The organism is Pseudomonas sp. AD21 (genome assembly GCF_002878485.1).
Classification (GTDB): domain Bacteria; phylum Pseudomonadota; class Gammaproteobacteria; order Pseudomonadales; family Pseudomonadaceae; genus Aquipseudomonas.
Genome location: NZ_NQYG01000004.1, coordinates 88,758 through 108,922, shown reverse-complemented (window position 1 = coordinate 108,922; position 20,165 = coordinate 88,758). Strand labels below are relative to the sequence as shown.

The window sequence follows — 20,165 nt, the reverse complement described above, 5'->3', positions numbered from 1 at the left end:
CTATGTGACCTTATACAGCCGGTAAAAACAGCGCTGATGCGAAACAGCGTGCGCTGTTTCGCATCCAGTGACTTAAACGAAGCAGAGCGACAGCGGTTCGGCGATATAGGCCGGTTTGTCCGAGCCCTCTATCTCAAGCGTGGCGGTGGCCTTGAGCAGCCATTGCCCGGGTTTCTTCTCGGTCACTTCGGCCAGATCGACCTTCAGCCGAACTTTTGAATTGACCTTCACCGGCTGGATGAAACGCACGCTGTCCAGCCCGTAGTTGACCACCATCTTCAGGCCTTGCGGCAGCACGAGGATGTCTTCCATCAATTTGGGGATCAGCGACAGCGACAGGAAACCGTGGGCAATGGTGCTGCCAAATGGCGTTTGCGCGGCTTTGACCGGGTCGACATGGATGAACTGATAATCCCCGGTGGCTTCGGCGAACAGGTTGATACGCTCCTGATCGATGGTGAGCCATTCGGAACGTCCGAGTTCCTTGCCGACATAATCTTTGAGCTCTGCAACGGGAACATAGGGCATTGAGACTCTCCTTGGGTTCATCGGTTTTATAGTTTTTCAGGTGGGGGATTTGACCGCCCTGCGAACCACTGTAGATCAACATGACGATTTGCTCCGGTCAACCTGCCATGCTTTTGGCGAATGCCGATCCATAGCGCTGCCGTGCTTATAATGCCGATGACTTGCGGGGGGAGATGTCTGATGTTGTTACGTGGCCTGACCATGCTGGTGCTGTTCCAACTGCTCGGCACGGCACTCAACCATTTGCTGTTGCCGGTGCTGCCGGGGCCGATCATCGGCCTGCTGCTGTTGCTGGTGTTCCTGATCATTTGCGGTGAAGTCGGCGAGCCGCTGAACCTTGCGGCCGGCAGTCTGCTGCGTTATCTGCCGTTGCTGCTGGTGCCGCCGGCGGTGGGTGTGATGGTCTATGCGAGTGATATTGCCGCCGATTTCTGGGCGATTGTCGGCGCGCTCGTCCTGTCGTTGATCCTGTCGATGGCCTTCGCCGGGGTGCTGATGCAGCGCATGGTCAAGCGACACGCGCACCGGTCGGAGGAGTCCTGATGCTCTTCGACTGGCAAGGGGCATGGGCCTCGGTAATCCATCATCCGCTGTTTGGCATCGGCATCACCCTGGGTGCCTATCAACTGGTGCTGGCGGCGTTCGAGAAAACCCGCTGGATCTTTCTGCAACCGGTGCTGGTCTCCATGCTGTTGGTGATCGGCGTGCTGGTCGGCTGTGGCCTGACTTACGCCGAGTACCGCAAGAGCACCGAGATCCTCAGCATTCTGCTGGGCCCGGCGACAGTTGCGCTGGCGGTGCCGCTGTATCTCAACCTCAAGCGTATCCGCCAATTGTTCTGGCCGATTTTTACTACGCTGGTGATAGGCGGGGTGGTCGCGACGGGCATGGGCGTGTTACTGGGCTGGTGGTTTGGTGCCGAGCACATGATTCTGATGACCATGGCGCCGAAGTCGGTGACCTCGCCGATTGCCATGCTGGTGGCCGAGCAGATCGGTGGTGTCGCGGCGCTGGCGGCGGTGTTCGTGTTGATCACCGGGGTGATCGGCGCGATCTTCGGCCCGGCGTTGCTGACCCGCCTCGGCGTGCACAGCCCCGAGGCGCGTGGCATGGCGCTGGGCATGACCGCGCACGCCGTCGGCACTTCGGTGGCACTGCAGGAAAGTGATGAGTGCGGCGCCTTCGCGGCGCTGGCGATGAGTCTGATGGGCGTGGCCACGGCAGTGTTCCTGCCGTTGGCGGTGTCGATGGTGGTCTAAGGAAATGTCTATGAGTCTGCCGCTTTTCCCGCTGAACACAGTGCTGTTTCCCGGCTGCAATCTCGACTTGCAGATCTTCGAGGCGCGCTACCTGGACATGATCGGCCGCTGCATGAAACAGGGCGGCGGTTTCGGCGTGGTGTGCATCCTTGAGGGGCACGAAGTCGGCGTCGCACCAGAGGGCTTTGCCCAGGTCGGCTGCGAAGCGCGGATCACCGATTTCCAGCAGCAGGACAATGGCCTGCTGGGGATTCGCGTGCAGGGCGGGCGGCGCTTTCAGGTGCTGCGCACCGAGGTGCAGCGCGATCAGTTGATTCTCGCCGACGTCGAGTGGCTGGACGATGAACCGGAGCAACCGTTGCAGGATGAAGACGCCGATCTGGTGGCGCTGCTCAAGGCCTTGGCCGAGCACCCGATGGTCGAGGCGTTGAACATGGGCAACGAAGCGCTGGGGCAGCAGTCGCTGGCCAATCAGTTGGCGTATCTGCTGCCATTCGCCGAAGAGGACAAGATCGACCTGCTACAACTCGACGATCCGCAGCAACGGCTGGATGCGATCCAGGCGCTGCTCGATGAGTTGCAGGGCGAGTTGTTCGCCTGAACGTCAGTAGGCGTAACGCAGCATCGTTTGCGGCAGATGCCGGAAGACGAACAGGCTGAACAGCACCAGCAGCGCCGGCAGAATCAGCCACCAGACCTTGACCGGCATCGGCTTGAGCGGCGCCTGGCGCTGACTCAACCACAAACCTGCCGCACACACGCATGCGGCGAGCATTGCGCCAGCCAGAATATCGGTCGGCCAGTGCGCACCCAGATACACCCGTGACAAGGCAATCGACAGCGCCGGAATACAGCCGAGCAGCAGCCAGGTCAGACGCATGCGCGGTGGCTGGCCACGACCGGCGAGAACGGCGAGCACCAGAAACAGCGCGAACGAACCCGAAGCGTGGCCGCTGGGCATGCTGTAACTGGTCAGTGGATCGGTCAGCACCTCCGGGCGCACCCGGGCGAAAAACTGTTTGGTGACGGTGTTCAGCAGCGCGGTGCACAGCAGCGTGCCGCCGGCAAAGATTGCCTGGCGCCATTGCCGGCAGAGCAGCAACAGACCGGTGAGCAGGGCGCTGAACATCAGCATGTTGCGGAATTCACCGATCAGGGTGAACGTCACCGCGATTTCATCCAGCAGCGGCTGACGATGTTCCTGCACCAAGGTCATCACGCCCTGATCGAGGGCGCTCAGGTACGGATAGCCCACGAACAGGCCGAGCAGAATCAACAGGCTCATGCTGCTGATCCAGATCGTCGCCCGGCGGTGCTGACGCAAGCTGCTGTTGACGCTCAGGCCGAGCATCACTGCGATACTGGCGGCGACGATGCCGGCCTGCAGCCAGAAACCTTCCGGCAGCGGCAAGCGGATCGCCGCGCCTGTGGCCCAGCCCGGCAGCAGGTAGGCGACACTCCAGCCGGCGGCGGCCAGCAGGCTGACCGCGGCAAAGCGCGGGAAGGGCATGTCGCACATCCCGGCGACCATCGGCAGCATCGGCCGTAACGGGCCGATGAAGCGCCCGACCAGCAGGCTGGCGATGCCGTAGCGCTGGAAGTAGGTTTCGGCGCCGGCCATCCACTCCGGATGGTGACGCAGCCCCGGCAAACGGCGGATGTTCTGGTGGAAATGGCGGCCGAGGAAGTACGAAATCACATCGCCCAGAATCCCGCCGAGAAAGCCCAGCAGCAGGGTTTCGCTCAACGACAGCGCGCCGCTGCCGGCCAATACGGCGACGGCAAACAGCAGCACCGTGCCCGGCACGATGAGCCCGGCAATCGCCAGACACTCCACGCAGGCAACGATAAACACCGCAGCCGCCAGCCACTGCGGATTGGCGGCCAGCCAACCGGTCACGCTATCGAGCCATGGGCCCATAAAACCACTCCATCAAATCTTCAATTGATCCTTGTAGGAGTGAGCCTGCTCGCGATGGCGCTTGGTCAGTCGACTTCTTCGTTGACTGATACACCGCTATCGCGAGCAGGCTCACTCCTACAGTGAATTCCTTTTACTTCAGACCTGCCTCTAACCTCGGCAACAGGAAATAATCGCGACCTTCGACCTGACCCCGGCGCAGCGGGTTCCGTGTGCACCATTGCGCGTAAGTGGCGTCGACAAACCGGTACATCAGATGTTCGTCACGGCCATGAGGGATGCCCAGGCGGGTGGTCTGAATGATTTGCGCTGGCGCCGCCCCGGTGTCTTCCACCAGCAGCAGTTCATGGTCGAAACGCTTGGCGTCCCATACCGGCACCTTCAACCCCAGTGCCTTGCACAGCAAGGTCTGGCCGGCGCACAGCTTTTGCGAAGAACGTGGTCGGCCCTGAGCATCGGGGTTGTTCAGCAGCATCTGCGCCAGACTCGCCGGCCCGCTGAGCTCATCGATCCATGGGTAGGCGGATTTGATCAACACGGCGTTGCCCGGCCCTTGAGCGCTGAAGTTCAGCGAGTCGCCGCCGCGGGCGTAATACATATAGATGTGCCCGCCATCCAGAAACAAAGCCTTACGCTTTTCCGTGTAGCCGAGGGACGCATGACTGCCTTTTTCCGCGCAGTAATAGGCCTCGGTTTCAATGATCCGGGCACTCAGCCACAGATCGCCGACCCGGTGGCGGATGACTTTGCCGAGCAGGTCGCGGGCCAGCATTTGCGCGTCACGGTCGAAAAAAGCGTCCGGAAGGCCCAGTGGCAGGCGCTCTGCGGTCGCTCGAACGGTCAGGTTGGACATGGCAAACGGTGTTTATCCAGGCGAAGGAGGTCGTGATGATAACAATCCGAGGCTTAATTACGGCTGAACATCGGCAAATTGCAGTCCATTTCGACCATCCGCCTGTCACCGCTGTTAGTCCCGGGACGCGACAGCTATAATCTGCCGCTTTCCTCTTTGCCAAGACCCCAGCAGACCATGACTGAGTCCGTTCTTGACTACATGACCCGATTGGGTCGCGCCGCCCGCGAAGCTTCCCGGGTCATCGGCCGTGCCAGCACCGCGCAGAAAAACCGCGCCCTGCAGGCTGCTGCCAATGCCTTGGACGCCGCGCGCGCCGAGCTGGCCGCCGCCAATGAACTGGATCTGGCTGCCGGCCGCACCAATGGTCTGGAGCCGGCCCTGCTGGAACGTCTGGAACTGACTCCGGCGCGCATCGACGGCATGATCGTCGGCTTGCGTCAGGTCGCCGCACTGCCGGATCCGGTCGGCGCGATCCGCGACATGAGCTTTCGCCCGTCCGGGATTCAGGTCGGCAAGATGCGCGTGCCATTGGGTGTGATCGGGATCATCTACGAATCCCGTCCCAATGTGACCATCGATGCCGCCAGCCTCTGCCTGAAGTCGGGCAACGCGACCATCCTGCGCGGTGGCTCCGAAGCGATTCATTCCAACCGGGCGATTGCCGTGTGCATCCAGCGCGGTCTGGCCGAGGCCGAATTGCCGGCAGCCGTGGTGCAAGTGGTCGAAACCACCGACCGTGCCGCCGTTGGCGCAATGATTACCATGCCCGAGTACGTCGACGTGATTGTGCCGCGCGGCGGCCGAGGCCTGATCGAACGCATCAGCCGCGATGCCCGCGTGCCGGTGATCAAGCACCTGGACGGTATCTGCCACGTTTATGTCAGTGCTCACGCCGACCTGGCGAAAGCCCAGCGCATCGCCTTCAATGCCAAGACCTACCGTTATGGCATCTGTGGAGCGATGGAGACCTTGCTCGTCGATCAGAGTGTTGCGAAGGATTTCCTGCCGCCGATGGCTGCCCAGTTCCGCGAAAAAGGCGTCGAGCTGCGTGGTTGCGAGCGTACCCGGGCGATCATTGGCGCCGTGGCGGCCAGCGAAGACGACTGGAGCACCGAGTATCTGGCGCCAATCCTGTCGATTCGGGTGGTCGACGATCTGGATCAGGCCATCGAACACATCAACCATTACGGCTCGCACCATACCGACTCGATCGTCAGCGAAAACCTCGCCGACACCCGTCGTTTCGTGGCCGAAGTCGACTCGGCGTCGGTGATGATCAACACCCCGACCTGCTTCGCCGATGGATTCGAATACGGATTGGGTGCCGAGATCGGCATTTCTACTGATAAGCTGCACGCCCGTGGCCCGGTGGGCCTCGAAGGACTGACCTGCGAGAAGTACATCGTGGTCGGTGATGGCCAGTTGCGCGGCCAGGCGACGGTCTGACTTGACCGACCTCGACCTGACAGCGCCGCTGCCTGACAGCGAACTCCGACCCCGGCGCATCGGCGTACTGGGCGGCACGTTCGATCCGGTGCACATCGGTCATTTGCGCGGTGCGCTGGAAGTGGCCGAAGCGCTGCTGCTCGACGAACTGCGCATGATGCCCAGCGCCCGGCCGCCGCACCGCGATACACCGCAGGTGTCGGCGCAGGATCGACTGGCGATGGTCGAGTGTGCGGTGGCCGGAGTGCCGCCGCTGGTGGTGGACGCCCGCGAGCTACAGCGGGACAAACCGTCCTACACCATCGATACCCTGGAGTTGATGCGTGCCGAAATGGCCGCTGAAACCCAGGTTTTTCTGCTTTTGGGCTGGGACGCATTTTGCGGCCTGCCCACTTGGCACCGCTGGGAGGAGTTGCTCCAGCATTGCCACATCCTGGTGCTACAGCGCCCGGACGCCGACAGCGAACCGCCGGATGCCTTGCGCAACCTGCTGGCAGCGCGTTCGGTGAGCGACCCGCTGGCCCTGAAAGGGCCGAGCGGACAGATTGCATTCGTCTGGCAGACACCGCTCGCGGTTTCCGCCACCCAGATCCGTCAACTGCTGGCCAGCGGTAAGTCGGTACGTTTCCTGGTGCCCGACGCGGTCCTGGCCTACATCGATGCGCACGGTCTGTACCGTGCGTCGAACTGAACAAGGCGTGCTTCACTGATACGAATCCACGTATCGCCAAGCCGCCGAATATACGAGCAAAACGAGTTTTATATGACTGACAAAGACGTAAGCAAAGTTAAGCGCAAAGGCACGTTCAAGAGCGCGCCGCTGCCGGAAGTCGCCAACACCAACGAGCCGCTCAAGGGCGACGAGCTGGTCAAGGTTGCCGTGGCAGCCCTGGAGGACGTCAAGGCACAAGACATCCAGATCATCGATGTTCGCGACAAGCAGAGCATCACTGACTACATGATCATCGCCACCGGTACGTCCAATCGCCAGATCAACGCGATGCTGGACAAGGTCCGCGAAGAAGTCAAAAAACAGGGCGCCAAGCCGCTGGGCGAAGAAGGCAAGGGCGACAGCGACTGGGTACTGCTGGACCTGGATCTGGTGATCGTGCACATGATGACCGCCTCGGCACGTCAGTTCTACGACCTGGAGCGCCTGTGGGCCGGTGCCGAGCAGAGCCGTGCGGCAGACGCCAAGCACCACAGCCCGGAAAACACCCACGAGCATTTCACCAAGCTCAACAAAGACCAGTTGTAAGGGATTGCTGTGCGACTGCGACTGATCGCCGTCGGTTCACGCATGCCCAAGTGGGTGGAAGAAGGCTGGCATGAATATGCCAAGCGTCTTCCGTCCGAGCTGGCGCTGGAACTGGTGGAAATTCCGCTCAATACCCGTGGCAAGAACGCCGACGTGGCCCGTTTCATCCGCCAGGAAGGCGAAGCCATGCTGGCCAAGGTCGGGCCGAACGAGCGGATCGTCACGCTGGAAGTCCATGGAAAACCCTGGAGCACCGAGCAACTGGCGGTCGAACTCGACCGTTGGCGGCTGGATTCGCGCACGGTCAACTTCATGGTCGGCGGCCCCGAAGGGCTGGCGCCGGAAGTCTGCGCCCGCGCCGATCAGCGCTGGTCGTTGTCGCCGCTGACCTTGCCGCACCCGTTGGTGCGGATCCTGATCGGCGAACAGCTGTACCGTGCCTGGACCGTGCTGTCCGGTCACCCTTACCACAAGTAGTCCTGCCCTCATGTCTCAGCCGATCCGCATCAAGGACCACGAAAAGGACGCCCGCCTGGTGCGTAGCCGCGTCGTGTTCGGGGCCATTGCGGTCATGCTGTTGATCTGCGTACTGATTGCACGGCTGTACTACTTGCAGGTGATCCAGTACGAGTACCACTCGACGCTCTCGGAAAACAACCGCGTCCATGTGCAGCCGATTCCGCCGACCCGCGGGCTGATCTTCGACCGCAACGGCGTGGTGGTGGCGGACAACCGCCCCAGCTTCAGCCTGAGCATGACCCGCGAGCGCTCCGGCGACTGGCAGCAGGTGCTCGATGCGATCGTCGAAGTGCTGCAACTGACACCCGAGGACCGGGTGATCTTCGAGAAACGCATGCGTCAGGGGCGCCGGCCGTTCGAGCCGGTGCCGATCCTGTTCGAGCTGACCGAAGAGCAGATCGCCCGGATCGCGGTGAACCAGTTCCGCCTGCCAGGGGTGGAAGTGGTCGCGCAACTGGTCCGCCACTACCCGCAGGGTGCGCATTTTGCGCATTCGGTGGGTTACATGGGGCGGATCAACGAGAAAGAGCTCAAGACCCTCGACCCGGTCAACTACAGCGGCACCCATCACATCGGCAAGACTGGCATCGAGCGTTTCTACGAGCCGGAACTGCACGGGCAGGTGGGTTACGAGGAAGTCGAGACCAACGCCCGGGGCCGCGTATTGCGCGTACTCAAGCGTACCGATCCGATTCCCGGCAAGGACATCGTCCTGAGTCTGGACATCAAGTTGCAGGAAGCGGCCGAAGCCGCACTGGGCGGGCGTCGCGGCGCGGTGGTGGCGCTCGATCCGAAGACTGGCGAAGTGCTGGCGATGGTCAGCCAGCCAAGCTTCGACCCGAACCTGTTCGTCACTGGTATCAGCTTCAAGGCGTACGCCGAGTTGCGCGACTCCATCGACCGGCCGCTGTTCAACCGGGTGCTGCGTGGTCTGTACCCGCCGGGCTCGACGATCAAGCCGGCGGTGGCGATTGCCGGTCTCGATTCGGGCGTGGTGACAGCGTCGAGCCGGGTGTTCGACCCCGGTTACTACATGCTGCCCAACTACGATCACAAATACCGCAACTGGAACCGCACGGGTGACGGCTTCGTCGACCTCGACACGGCGATCATGCGTTCCAACGACACCTATTTCTATGACCTGGCACACAAGCTGGGCATCGATCGGCTGTCGGCCTATATGAACAAGTTCGGAATCGGCCAGAAGGTCTCGCTGGACATGTTCGAAGAATCTCCCGGCCTGATGCCGTCCCGCGAGTGGAAACGCGCGACCCGCAAGCAGGCGTGGTTCCCGGGCGAAACCCTGATTCTGGGGATCGGCCAGGGCTACATGCAGTCCACGCCGCTGCAACTGGCGCAGGCCACGGCGCTGGTGGCCAACAAAGGCATCTGGAACCGCCCGCACCTGGCCAAGACCATCGAAGGCGCCAAGCCGCTGGACGAGAACCCGATGCCGGACATCGTCCTGCGCGATCCGTCGGACTGGACCAAGGTCAACCACGGCATGCAGCAGGTGATGCACGGCGCCCGGGGTACCGCGCGCAAGGCGGCGATCGGTGCGCAATACCGGATCGCCGGCAAGTCGGGTACGGCCCAGGTGGTGGCGATCAAACAGGGTGAGAAATACGACCGCTCCAAGGTTCAGGAACGCCACCGCGACCACGCCTTGTTCGTCGGTTTTGCCCCAGCCGACAACCCGAAAATTGTTGTTTCGGTGATGGTCGAGAACGGTGAGTCCGGCTCCGGTGTGGCCGCGCCAGTCGTGCGTCAGGTCATGGATGCCTGGCTTCTGGACCAGGATGGTCGGTTGAAGGCTGAATACGCCGGTCCTATCAGTGCGGAGGCTACGGCCCGTGAAGAATAATTTCGATCGCATGCTCTCCAGCGAGGATGTGATGCGTCGCCGTGCGACGCTGCTGCAACGTCTGCATATCGATGGTCCTTTGTTGATCCTGCTGCTGATCCTCGCCGCAGGCAGTCTGTTCGTCCTGTATTCGGCCAGCGGCAAGAGCTGGGACCTGCTGGGCAAACAAGCCACTTCGTTCGGCATCGGCCTGGTGTCGATGATCGTCATCGCCCAGTTCGAGCCGCGTTTCATGGCCCGCTGGGTGCCGCTCGGTTACGTGGTCGGCGTGGTGTTGCTGATGGTGGTGGACATCATGGGCCACAACGCCATGGGCGCCACGCGCTGGATCAACATCCCCGGGGTGATCCGCTTTCAGCCCTCGGAGTTCATGAAGATCCTGATGCCGGCGACGATTGCCTGGTATCTGTCCAAGCGCACGCTGCCGCCGCAGCTCAAGCACGTTGGTATCAGCCTGATGCTGATCGGCGTGCCGTTCATTCTCATCGTGCGTCAGCCCGACCTCGGTACGTCGCTGCTGATTCTGGCCGGCGGCGCGTTCGTGCTGTTCATGGGCGGACTGCGCTGGCGCTGGATCCTCAGCGTGCTGGCCGCTGCGGTACCCGTGGCGATCGCCATGTGGTTCTTCATCATGCACGACTACCAGAAGCAACGGATCCTGACCTTTCTCGACCCGGAAAGCGATCCATTGGGCACTGGCTGGAACATCATTCAGTCGAAAGCCGCCATCGGTTCCGGCGGTGTGTTCGGCAAGGGCTGGCTGCTGGGCACCCAGTCGCACCTGGACTTTTTGCCGGAAAGCCACACCGACTTCATCATCGCTGTATTGGGCGAAGAGTTCGGTCTGGTGGGCATCTGCGCACTGCTGCTGATCTATTTGCTGTTGATCGGTCGTGGCCTGGTGATTACCGCCCAGGCGCAGACGCTGTTCGGCAAATTGCTCGCCGGTGCGTTGACCATGACGTTTTTTGTTTACGTTTTCGTCAACATCGGTATGGTCAGTGGCCTGTTGCCGGTGGTGGGGGTGCCGTTGCCCTTCATTAGCTACGGAGGAACTTCGCTGGTGACACTGCTGTCAGCGTTTGGGGTTTTGATGTCGATCCATACCCATCGCAAGTGGATCGCACAGGTTTGAATAAGGTGAAGAGTTCAATGCAAGTCATGCGCAGCTGGGCGACTCGTTACGCGCCGTGGGTCGGCCTGGTCGGCATCCTTGGCAGCGCGCAGGAAGCGCTGGCCGGCGATTACGAAGGTTCGCCGCAGGTGGCCGAATTCGTCGGTGAAATGACCCGCGACTACGGTTTTGCCGGCGAGCAACTGATGGCGGTGTTCCGCGAGGCCCAGCGCAAGCAGGCGATTCTCGACGCTATCTCCAAACCTGCCGAGCGGGTCAAGCAGTGGAAAGAATATCGCCCGATGTTCCTGACCGACGCACGCATTGCCCGCGGTGTGGACTTCTGGCGTCAGCACGAGGCCGTACTCGCCCGTGCCGAGCAGGAATACGGCGTGCCGGCACAAGTCATCGTGTCGATCATCGGCGTCGAGACCTTTTTCGGACGTAATACCGGTAATTATCGGGTGATCGATGCCTTGTCCACGCTCGGTTTCGACTATCCTCCCCGTGCCGAATTTTTCCGCAAGGAACTGCGTGAATTCCTGCTGCTGGCCCGCGAAGAACAGGTCGATCCGTTGACCCTCAAAGGCTCGTACGCCGGGGCAATGGGCTTGCCGCAGTTCATGCCGAGCAGCTTTCGCGCCTATGCGGTGGACTTCGACGGTGACGGCCACATCAACATCTGGACCAATCCGGATGATGCGATCGGCAGCGTTGCCAGCTACTTCAAGCGTCACGGCTGGGTAGCCGGCGAACCGGTGGTCAGCCGCGCGGATGTGCGTGGCGAGCAGGTCGATGAGGGCCTGACCACCGGGATCGAGCCGACAAAGACGGTTGGAGAGTTGCGGGCGCTGGGCTGGTCAAGTCATGATGCGCTGCGCGATGATATGCCGGTTACTGCATTTCGCCTCGAAGGCGACAGCGGCCCTGAATACTGGATGGGCCTGAAGAATTTCTACGCGATCACGCGTTATAACCGCAGCGTGATGTACGCCATGGCCGTATATCAACTGTCTGAAGAGCTGGTAAAAGCACGGGGCGTCAAGTAATGCGGGCATTGCCTATCAATAAACCCCTGAAGCTGGTGGCTTTCGCTGCGTTGGCGGTGCTGGTCGCCAGTTGTTCGACCAGTCGCGCGCCAAGTCAGAAAACATCCTCTACCGCGGTGCGTGCGCAGCCGGGGCTGGACATCAACCGCGCGCATAAAGATGGCGCGCCGTGGTGGGATGTGGATGTTTCACGAATCCCCGATGCCACGCCGACCCTGCACACCGGCCCGTACAAGGCCAACCCGTACACCGTGCTGGGCAAGACCTATTTCCCGTTGCAGGAATCCAAGACTTACGTCGCTTCGGGCACGGCGTCCTGGTACGGCACCAAGTTTCATGGCCAGAACACCGCCAACGGCGAGGTGTATGACCTGTACGGCATGAGTGCCGCTCACAAGACTCTGCCACTGCCAAGTTACGTCCGGGTGACCAACCTGGACAACAACAAGAGCGTGATCCTGCGGGTCAACGATCGCGGGCCGTTCTACTCGGACCGGATCATCGACCTGTCTTACGCCGCAGCCAAGAAACTCGGTTATGCCGAAATCGGCACCGCGCGGGTCAAGGTCGAAGGTATCGATCCGCAGCAATGGTGGGCCGCGAAGGGCCGTCCGGCGCCTTTGATGCTCAACGAGCCGCAAGTCGCGCAGAATAGCGCCCCGGTGATCACGGCGTCGGCCGGCACTGTCGAGCAATGGACTCCGCCACCGCAGCAGCACGCCTCGGACACGGTTCCCGTACCGATCAGTGCAAAAAAAAACGCTTCTGCACCAGCGTCTGGCCAGTATCTGCAGGTGGGCGCGTTCGCCAACCCGGACGCTGCAGAACTCCTGAGGTCGAAGCTCAGCGGGATGGTGAGCGCTCCGGTGTTCATCAGCTCGATCGTGCGCAATCAGCAGACCCTGCACCGGGTACGCCTGGGGCCGATCGGTTCGCCGGGTGAAATCGCCCAGGTGCAGAACAGCGTGCGCCTGGCCAACCTCGGCTCGCCGAGCGTGGTCACAGAGTAAGAAACGTAGCACTTGATTGACGGTTCACTTGCGGTTTTGGGGGGTGGACCAGGTTGTTGGCTCGTCGAAGAACAAAAGCCCGGCAAGGGTGACTTGAGTGAGCAACTGAACACGCGATGGCCCGTTAGAAGGCTGTCTGAATAGTTTTGCCTTTGGGCAAGTTTCCATTAGCGATTTCGAGAGACGGATGAACATCACCACCTTTGCCAAACGCCTGTGTCTGCTAGTCCCGCTGCTCCTCTCGCCAGCCGCCTTCGCGGCCGAGATGATGCCGTCGCCACCTCAACTGGCTGCAAAAGCCTACGTGCTCATGGACGCCAGCAGCGGCAACGTGCTGGTGGAGAACAACGGTGATCAGCGTCTGCCGCCAGCCAGCCTGACCAAACTGATGACCGCGTACATCGCTACGCTGGAAATCCGTCGCGGCCAGATCGGTGAGAATGACCCGGTGACCGTCAGCGAAAACGCCTGGCGCACCGGCGGTTCGCGGATGTTCATCAAAGTCGGCTCGCAGGTAACTGTCAGCGACTTGCTGCACGGCATCATCATTCAGTCCGGCAACGACGCCAGCGTTGCGCTGTCCGAGCACATCGCCGGCAGCGAAGACGCGTTCGCCGACCTGATGAACAAGACCGTGGCTGATCTGGGCATGACCAATTCCCACTTCATGAACCCGACCGGTCTGCCAAACCCTGAGCACTACTCGTCGGCTCATGACATGGCGATCCTGGCCCGTGCGATCATCCACGAAGACCCGGCTCACTATGCGATCTACTCGCAGAAAGAGTTCTTCTGGAACGGCATCAAGCAGCCTAACCGCAACCTGCTGCTGTGGCGCGACAAGACCGTTGACGGTCTGAAAACCGGTCACACCGATGAAGCCGGCTACTGCATGGTGTCCTCGGCTGTCCGTGACGGCCAGCGTCTGATCGCCGTGGTGTTCGGCACCAACAGCGAAGTGGCTCGCGCCTCCGAAACCCAGAAGCTGCTGACCTACGGCTTCCGCTTCTTCGAAACCCAGACCTTCTATCAGAAGGGCACCGAACTGGCTCAGGCCCCGGTGTGGAAAGGCACCACCAGTCAAGTCAAGGCCGGCCTGGCTGAAGACCTGACCATGACTCTGCCAAAAGGCCAGCTGAAAAAGCTCGCTGCCAGCATGACCATGAACCCGCAACTGACCGCGCCAATCGCCAAGGGCGACGTGATCGGTAAAGTCGAAGTGAAACTGGACGACAAAGTGGTGCACAGCGCCGACCTGATCGCTCTGGACGCTGTCGAGGAGGGTGGTATCTTCCGCCGCATGTGGGATAGCATCCGTCTATTCTTCTACGGCTTGTTCAACTGATTGAGTGTTGACCTGCATGGCCCCGTTCCTGTCCGGTTCGGGGCCATGTGCGTTACCACGGCTTACGCTTACGAGGCCGTTACGCCATGACCGATACCGAAGTAAAGGCGCCAAAGATCGAATTTCCTCAGGTTGATTATCCGGTTAAGGTAATCAGCGATACGGGTGTGGGTCACAAGGACAAGATCATCGAGATTGTGAAGAAATTCGCGACCATCAACGATGAGCGTGTCGACGAGCGCCAAAGCACCAACGGCAAGTACACTACTATCCAGTTGCACATCGTCGCGACCGACCAGGATCAGCTGTACAACATCAACAGCGAACTGCGGGCGACCGGTTTCGTACACATGGTGTTGTGATGCCGGGCACGCTGGGCTTTCGCGAACTTGGCCAGATGGCTTACGAGCCGGTCTGGCATGCCATGCAACGCTTCACCAACGAACGCGGCAGCAATGCCGCCGACGAAATCTGGCTGGTCGAGCACCCTGCGGTGTTCACCCAGGGCCAGGCCGGCAAGGCCGAACACCTGCTGCTGCCGGGTGATATCCCGGTGGTACAGGTCGATCGCGGCGGGCAGGTGACCTATCATGGCCCCGGCCAACTGGTGGCCTATCTGTTGCTGGACGTACGCAAGCTGGGTTTCGGCGTACGAGATCTGGTCACGCGCATGGAGCAGTGCCTGATCGAACTTTTGGCCAGCTACGGCGTGACCGCTGCAGCCAAACCAGATGCTCCCGGCGTCTACGTCGATGGAGCGAAAATCGCTTCTCTGGGTTTGCGGATTCGCCACGGTTGTTCCTTTCATGGCCTGGCCCTGAACGTGGATATGAACCTGGAACCGTTTCGACGAATTAATCCCTGCGGCTATGCCGGGCTGGCGATGACCCAGCTGAGCGATCACGCAGGATCGATTGAATTTGCCGAGGTAAGTGCCCGGCTGCGTGCGCAGCTCGTCAAACACCTCGACTATGCTGAGCAGACGACCCTGACGGGCGGAATCGACTGATATGACTACTGATGCAGTGCAAACCATGATCCCGACGCTCGACGTGACCGAGCGCCCGGCCCCGCGTCCCAAGGTTGAAGCCGGCGTCAAGCTGCGCGGCGCCGAGAAGGTTGCACGCATCCCGGTAAAGATCATTCCGACCACCGAACTGCCGAAGAAGCCTGACTGGATTCGCGTACGCATCCCGGTTTCACCGGAAGTCGACCGGATCAAGAGCCTGCTGCGCAAGCACAAACTGCACAGCGTCTGCGAAGAAGCGTCCTGCCCGAACCTGGGTGAGTGCTTCTCCGGTGGCACCGCGACCTTCATGATCATGGGCGACATCTGTACCCGTCGCTGCCCGTTCTGCGACGTCGGCCACGGCCGTCCGAAGCCACTGGACGTCAACGAGCCGGAAAGTCTGGCGATCGCCATCGCCGACCTGAAGCTCAAGTACGTGGTGATCACCTCGGTTGACCGCGATGACCTGCGCGACGGCGGTGCCCAGCACTTTGCCGACTGCATCCGCGAAATCCGCAAGCTGTCGCCGAACGTGCAGTTGGAAACCCTGGTCCCGGACTACCGTGGCCGCATGGACATCGCCCTGGAAATCACCGCCGCCGAGCCGCCGGATGTGTTCAACCACAACCTGGAAACCGTGCCACGCCTGTACAAGGCTGCGCGTCCGGGTTCGGACTACCAGTGGTCGCTGACCCTGCTGCAACGCTTCAAGCAGATGATGCCGCACATTCCGACCAAATCCGGCCTGATGCTGGGCCTGGGCGAGACTGACGAGGAAGTCATCGAAGTCATGAAGCGCATGCGCGAGCACGACATCGACATGCTGACCCTCGGCCAGTACCTGCAACCGTCCCGCAGCCACTTGCCGGTGCAGCGTTTCGTACACCCGGACACCTTCGCCTGGTTCGCCGAGGAAGGTTACAAGATGGGCTTCAAGAACGTCGCTTCCGGCCCGCTGGTACGTTCGTCGTACCACGCCGACGAGCAAGCGAAACTGGTCAAAGCCGAGCTGCTGGGTTCCTGATCCCGCGCTGAATGAAAGAATGCCCGCCGAGATTTCAATGTCTGGCGGGCATTTTTTTGCCTGTCCTACGGCAGGTGCTTATTTTTCCCGCAACCAGCGGGGGCATGTAGCCTCTTCTGTTTGTCGCCGTTCCTGACTACTGTGTGAGCAAGATTTTACGCACGGAGATCCAAGGATGACTGTTCGACCGACCCACACACTTTGTCCGCACAGAGCGGTGCCCGCGTTGCGCTCGGAAGGGCTGATTGGCGTCATCGCGCCTGCCGGCCCCGGCGCTCTGGACACCGATGAGGCGATGCGATGGATGCGCGCCCGTGGTTATGGGCTGAAGGTGTTTCCCGGTGTCTACGAGAAGGACGGCTACCTGGCCGGCAGTGACGAAGTTCGACTGCGCGATCTGCACGCGGCGTTCGCTGATCCTGAAGTCGACGCCATCATTTGCCTGCGTGGCGGCTACGGCACGCCGCGCTTGCTCGACCGGATCGACTACGACCTGCTGAGCCGCAACGCCAAGCCATTCGTTGGCTACAGCGATATCACCGCGCTGCACCTGGCTATCAGTCGTTATGCCGGATTCGTGACCTTTCACGGGCCGCTGCTCAACGCCGACCTGCTGGGCGACAAGGAGCCGCCGACCGTCAGCTCATTCTTCGCCATGCTGCGCGGGCAATTGAAAGCGGGGAGTGTGCTGAGCCATCCAGTGGCTTATCCGTTGACCACGGTCGAGCCCGGTATCGCCCACGGGCGCTTGCTCGGCGGTAATCTGGCGATGATCGCCGCTACCTTGGGCACGCCTTATGAAATTGATGTTGAAGGGGTGATTTTGCTCATCGAGGACATCAACGAGCCGCTGTATCGCATTGACCGCTTGCTGACGCAGATGCGTCTGGCTGGCAAGTTGGCCAAATTGCGTGGCGTGTTGGTGGGGGACATGGCAGGCGTGGATGTCGTGGCATTGAACCGCTTGCTCAAACAGACTTTCGAACCGTTGCGGATTCCGGTGTTGTCGGGATGGCGTAGCGGGCACTGTGATCCGAACCTGACGCTACCGCTGGGGGCGCTGGTGCGGCTGGATGCCGGGAAGCAGGAATTGATGCTGGAGCAGGATGTGGTGATCAAGGCTTAAAGGTTTATTGCCTGATAGTCAGTCTTCGGGAGCAAGCCCCCTCCCACATTCGACCCTGTTCTTATGCTGGAACTCGGTCAACTGTGGGAGCGGGCTTGCTCGCGAAGGCGTCATCAGCCATACAGCCTGCCCATTATTGGGTCCGCAGGCTTTCCAGCAACTTATGCGTCGGATACCCGTCCGCCGGCCAGCCAAGCGACTGCTGTGCACTGCGAATCGCCTTGCGCGTATTCGCGCCGATAATCCCGTCCGCCGTACCCGCATCGTAATTGCGGGCGCTGAGCAGCGACTGCAACTCGATACGCTCGGTACGGCTCAGCGGCAGGTCATCTTTCGGCCAGTTGCCATCGATCAAGCCGCCGCCATTGAACCGCTCCGACAACAAGCTCACCGCCAGTGCATAGGACGAGGAGTTGTTGTACTTGAGGATCGCCCGGAAGTTGTCGAGGATCAGGAACGCCGGGCCACGATAACCGGCCGGCAGCAGCAGGGCTGCGGACAGCTGTTCCGAACCGGCCGGGGCCTGATTGCCATTGGGCAGGATCACCCCCAGTTGGCGCCATTCGGCTACGGTCTTGCGCATCGCGCCATCGGCCAGGGTGTAGTTGAAGCCGCTCGGCAGTTGGACTTCAAAGCCCCACGGCTGACCACGCTGCCAGCCGGAGCTTTGCAGGTAATGCGCGGTGGAAGCCAGGGCATCCGCCGGGCTGCCCCAGATGTCGCGGCGACCGTCACCGTCGAAATCCACGGCGTGGGTGTTGTAGGTGGTCGGAATGAATTGGGTCTGGCCCATCGCACCGGCCCACGAGCCCAACATCTTCTCTGGGGTGATATCACCCTGTTGCAGGATCTGCAGCGCCGCGATCAATTGCGCGTGGGCAAAGCCCGGGCGACGGCCTTCGTAGGCCAGCGTCGCCAGCGAGTTGATCACTGACTTGGTGCCCTGGAACTGGCCGAAATTGCTTTCCATGCCCCACACCGACACCAGTGCCTGGCGGTCCACACCATAACGCTGCTCGATGCTTTGCAGGATGTCGGCGTACTGACTGATCAGCGCCTGGCCCTTGCGCACGCGCAGCGGCGACAGGGCGCCGTCGAGGTATTCCCACACCGGACGAGAGAATTCCGGCTGGCTGCGGTCGGCGCGAATCACGCTGTCGTCGAAGCTGACATTGGCGAAGGCACGGTCGAACACATCTGCACGAATCCCGGCGGCCAGGGCGTCCTTGCGGAAACCTGCCTGCCACTCGGCAAAGGTCTGGGTCGGCTGGATATCAAGATTGTCACCGGACGGCACTACCGGCGGGATGATCGCTGGGGCCGTGACTGCGGGGACGCTCTGTAACGGTTGCGCATCGGCGGCGGTCGGTTTTTCCGCACAGGCGACAAGCAGAATGAAGCTGGAGGCAGCGATCAGTTGGCGAACGGGCCAACGACGGGAAAGACTAAAGGGCATGCACAGTTCCAGGGAATACTATTCAGGTACAGACCTTAACATGCCGGCCCTGAAAATCGGGATTCGGTACGGGTATTTGATCAGCGATAGACCCGTATGCGGGTCACCTTATTCCTTTCCTTGCATGCTGTTCAACTGTCATATCTGACAGTTGTCGAGGGACCATTATCGGAGGTTCACTCGCATCTCGTGGCTGATTGCTTCGGCTGACACCCACCGAGGGTATCGAGATGAAAAAGCTGCTGTTACCCATTTTAATAAGCGTGCTGGCTGGCTGTTCGTCCCAATCAACCACTGAGCAGAAGTCGTCTGTCGATAACAACATCGCAGTGGCAAGTTCGGTGCAGTCAATGGCTACCAACGCTACCGGCCCTGAACTGGCAGCTGAGTTGACCCGGCGTTATCGCGATACTCGTGTCAACTGTGGCAACGACTCCATGCCGGCATTCCTCTGCTCAGGTATTTTGCTTCGAGGCACAGCGCGGGCTGCCGGGTTTGATGTGTGGGACCCCAGCCCCACCGCGATAAGGGTGGGCGGAACATCGTTTTCCTATGTTCGCTCCGACTACAAAATGCGGCGTATGGCGTTCACCTATAACAAGGGGCTGATTTTCTATCCGGTTCTGAGCTTGCCGGCGGGAAAGGAAAAAATTGAGATTTTGTGTTTCTTCCCGATCGATGGAAGTTCCGACTTACGTACTTCAAATGGATGCGGTGAAATAGCGGGGAACCCCGGTACGGTAGCTTGTGCTGCGCAGAATATTCGTACGGGTGAGCAATGGGCGGCGAACTATCTCAAATATGCCCCTACGAGCCACAACTACCGTGGTGTATGCAGTTTTGATGTCAGGGACGCGGCCAATAACCTGGCAGGGCCGAACTTTTATCAGGGAATGATCGGGGGCAGGGCGATATCGCCCAGAACGTTTGAAATCCCCAATGATGTAAAACTCAAGACTTGGGCGCCGGGTCTGGCGAAAACGCTACCGATCGAGGCGTTTTTCTATTACGTGAGGGATGGCAAGTCTGGTTTGGCAGACGTCCAGATAGATCAGCGTCGATTCAAGGAGCTGACGGGTATTTCGATTCCGATCATCAAGACCACCTTTCCCAGAACACTGGATGAAAGCATGACCTTCGTTTATCAGGAGGGGGATCAGACAAAGTAATGACCCGACTTTCAGGCAGCCAGAAAGCAAGAAGCCTCCCAGCTATTAGACTGGAAGGCTTCGCGGCGGTAGCTGCCTTTGCCCTTGGTTGGTCGTTCCTGGCGGCTGCGGAACAGGGGTTGGGCGATGATGGATTTGGCCTTGTTCGGGCCATGTTTCGATGGCTTTTTGCTCATGCTGGATCTCTCGGTGGGTGGGTGTTACGGGGCGAA

At 60.7% G+C, this 20,165-nt stretch carries 22 protein-coding genes; 17 read left to right on the top strand and 5 right to left on the bottom strand.

The features are described from left to right. Positions 1-72 precede the first annotated feature (72 nt). Positions 73-528, bottom strand: coding sequence for a MaoC family dehydratase (locus PseAD21_RS03720; RefSeq protein ID WP_003228575.1), 456 nt, complete (start codon positions 526-528; stop codon positions 73-75). A gap of 180 nt (positions 529-708) precedes the next feature. On the opposite strand from PseAD21_RS03720, the gene PseAD21_RS03715 reads away from it, so the two are divergent. The 3 genes from PseAD21_RS03715 to PseAD21_RS03705 are packed head-to-tail and all read left to right on the top strand — an operon-like array spanning position 709 to position 2,388. Next, positions 709-1,071 (top strand): CidA/LrgA family protein, encoded by a 363-nt coding sequence (locus tag PseAD21_RS03715; protein ID WP_102354551.1) that lies wholly within the window; start codon positions 709-711, stop codon positions 1,069-1,071. Further along, positions 1,071-1,787: an LrgB family protein gene (locus PseAD21_RS03710; RefSeq protein WP_007960614.1), complete on the top strand. Its 717-nt coding sequence runs from the start codon at positions 1,071-1,073 to the stop codon at positions 1,785-1,787. The genes PseAD21_RS03715 and PseAD21_RS03710 overlap by 1 nt, the downstream gene beginning before the upstream one ends. A 10-nt stretch (positions 1,788-1,797) precedes the next feature. Next, positions 1,798-2,388 (top strand): LON peptidase substrate-binding domain-containing protein, encoded by a 591-nt coding sequence (locus tag PseAD21_RS03705; RefSeq protein WP_102354550.1) that lies wholly within the window; start codon positions 1,798-1,800, stop codon positions 2,386-2,388. Positions 2,389-2,391: 3 nt separating this feature from the next. Here the strand turns inward: PseAD21_RS03705 and PseAD21_RS03700 are convergent, their stop codons facing one another. Next, positions 2,392-3,708 carry a bifunctional DedA family/phosphatase PAP2 family protein gene (locus tag PseAD21_RS03700; RefSeq protein WP_102354549.1) on the bottom strand — a complete coding sequence of 439 codons (1,317 nt, stop codon included), beginning with the start codon at positions 3,706-3,708 and terminating at the stop codon, positions 2,392-2,394. 133 nt (positions 3,709-3,841) lie between these two features. Next, positions 3,842-4,561 carry a DNA-3-methyladenine glycosylase gene (locus PseAD21_RS03690; protein ID WP_102354548.1) on the bottom strand — a complete coding sequence of 240 codons (720 nt, stop codon included), beginning with the start codon at positions 4,559-4,561 and terminating at the stop codon, positions 3,842-3,844. A 177-nt stretch (positions 4,562-4,738) separates the two neighbouring features. Here PseAD21_RS03690 and PseAD21_RS03685 point away from each other — a divergent pair, with 177 nt between their 5' ends. The 13 genes from PseAD21_RS03685 (at position 4,739) to PseAD21_RS03625 (ending at position 17,328) form a co-directional block, all read left to right on the top strand. Then, entirely contained in the window at positions 4,739-6,010 is a 1,272-nt protein-coding gene (locus PseAD21_RS03685) for a glutamate-5-semialdehyde dehydrogenase (protein ID WP_102354547.1), read from the top strand. Continuing rightward, positions 5,979-6,701 (top strand): nicotinate-nucleotide adenylyltransferase, encoded by a 723-nt coding sequence (nadD, locus tag PseAD21_RS03680; protein ID WP_102354546.1) that lies wholly within the window; start codon positions 5,979-5,981, stop codon positions 6,699-6,701. Before PseAD21_RS03685 ends, nadD begins: the two co-directional genes overlap by 32 nt. Before the next feature lie 72 nt (positions 6,702-6,773). After that, positions 6,774-7,268, top strand: a complete 495-nt coding sequence (gene rsfS, locus PseAD21_RS03675; RefSeq protein ID WP_007960601.1) for a ribosome silencing factor — start codon at positions 6,774-6,776, stop codon at positions 7,266-7,268. 9 nt (positions 7,269-7,277) lie between these two features. Further along, a complete protein-coding gene (gene rlmH, locus PseAD21_RS03670) occupies positions 7,278-7,745 on the top strand; it encodes a 23S rRNA (pseudouridine(1915)-N(3))-methyltransferase RlmH (protein WP_003185785.1) in 468 nt (155 codons plus the stop codon). A gap of 10 nt (positions 7,746-7,755) precedes the next feature. Further along, the gene (mrdA, locus tag PseAD21_RS03665) at positions 7,756-9,651 is read left to right on the top strand and encodes a penicillin-binding protein 2 (protein WP_102354545.1); all 1,896 of its coding nucleotides are present in this window, start codon (positions 7,756-7,758) and stop codon (positions 9,649-9,651) included. A gap of 31 nt (positions 9,652-9,682) precedes the next feature. After that, positions 9,683-10,786: a rod shape-determining protein RodA gene (gene rodA, locus PseAD21_RS03660; protein ID WP_047296919.1), complete on the top strand. Its 1,104-nt coding sequence runs from the start codon at positions 9,683-9,685 to the stop codon at positions 10,784-10,786. Positions 10,787-10,803: 17 nt separating this feature from the next. Further along, complete coding sequence (gene mltB / locus PseAD21_RS03655) at positions 10,804-11,814, top strand: lytic murein transglycosylase B (RefSeq protein ID WP_102354543.1); 1,011 nt, start codon at positions 10,804-10,806, stop codon at positions 11,812-11,814. Beyond that, the gene (locus PseAD21_RS03650) at positions 11,814-12,824 is read left to right on the top strand and encodes a septal ring lytic transglycosylase RlpA family protein (RefSeq protein ID WP_025108692.1); all 1,011 of its coding nucleotides are present in this window, start codon (positions 11,814-11,816) and stop codon (positions 12,822-12,824) included. The genes mltB and PseAD21_RS03650 overlap by 1 nt, the downstream gene beginning before the upstream one ends. Before the next feature lie 187 nt (positions 12,825-13,011). After that, complete coding sequence (locus PseAD21_RS03645; RefSeq protein WP_102354542.1) at positions 13,012-14,169, top strand: D-alanyl-D-alanine carboxypeptidase family protein; 1,158 nt, start codon at positions 13,012-13,014, stop codon at positions 14,167-14,169. Positions 14,170-14,255: 86 nt separating this feature from the next. Continuing rightward, entirely contained in the window at positions 14,256-14,531 is a 276-nt protein-coding gene (locus PseAD21_RS03640; protein ID WP_025108694.1) for a DUF493 domain-containing protein, read from the top strand. Then, positions 14,531-15,178, top strand: coding sequence for a lipoyl(octanoyl) transferase LipB (gene lipB, locus PseAD21_RS03635; RefSeq protein ID WP_102354541.1), 648 nt, complete (start codon positions 14,531-14,533; stop codon positions 15,176-15,178). The genes PseAD21_RS03640 and lipB overlap by 1 nt, the downstream gene beginning before the upstream one ends. Before the next feature lie 25 nt (positions 15,179-15,203). Continuing rightward, the gene (gene lipA / locus PseAD21_RS03630) at positions 15,204-16,202 is read left to right on the top strand and encodes a lipoyl synthase (RefSeq protein WP_160768663.1); all 999 of its coding nucleotides are present in this window, start codon (positions 15,204-15,206) and stop codon (positions 16,200-16,202) included. A 175-nt stretch (positions 16,203-16,377) separates the two neighbouring features. Continuing rightward, entirely contained in the window at positions 16,378-17,328 is a 951-nt protein-coding gene (locus PseAD21_RS03625) for an LD-carboxypeptidase (protein ID WP_102354540.1), read from the top strand. A gap of 133 nt (positions 17,329-17,461) precedes the next feature. Here PseAD21_RS03625 and PseAD21_RS03620 read toward each other — a convergent pair whose 3' ends face one another. Beyond that, positions 17,462-18,784 carry a lytic murein transglycosylase gene (locus tag PseAD21_RS03620; RefSeq protein ID WP_102354539.1) on the bottom strand — a complete coding sequence of 441 codons (1,323 nt, stop codon included), beginning with the start codon at positions 18,782-18,784 and terminating at the stop codon, positions 17,462-17,464. 230 nt (positions 18,785-19,014) lie between these two features. Between PseAD21_RS03620 and PseAD21_RS03615 the strand changes: the two genes are divergently transcribed. Next, positions 19,015-19,953, top strand: coding sequence for a halovibrin HvnA (locus PseAD21_RS03615; protein ID WP_102354538.1), 939 nt, complete (start codon positions 19,015-19,017; stop codon positions 19,951-19,953). Positions 19,954-19,964: 11 nt separating this feature from the next. On the opposite strand, the gene arfA is transcribed toward PseAD21_RS03615, so the two are convergent. Continuing rightward, positions 19,965-20,129: an alternative ribosome rescue factor ArfA gene (gene arfA, locus PseAD21_RS03610; protein WP_102354537.1), complete on the bottom strand. Its 165-nt coding sequence runs from the start codon at positions 20,127-20,129 to the stop codon at positions 19,965-19,967. Positions 20,130-20,165: the final 36 nt, after the last annotated feature.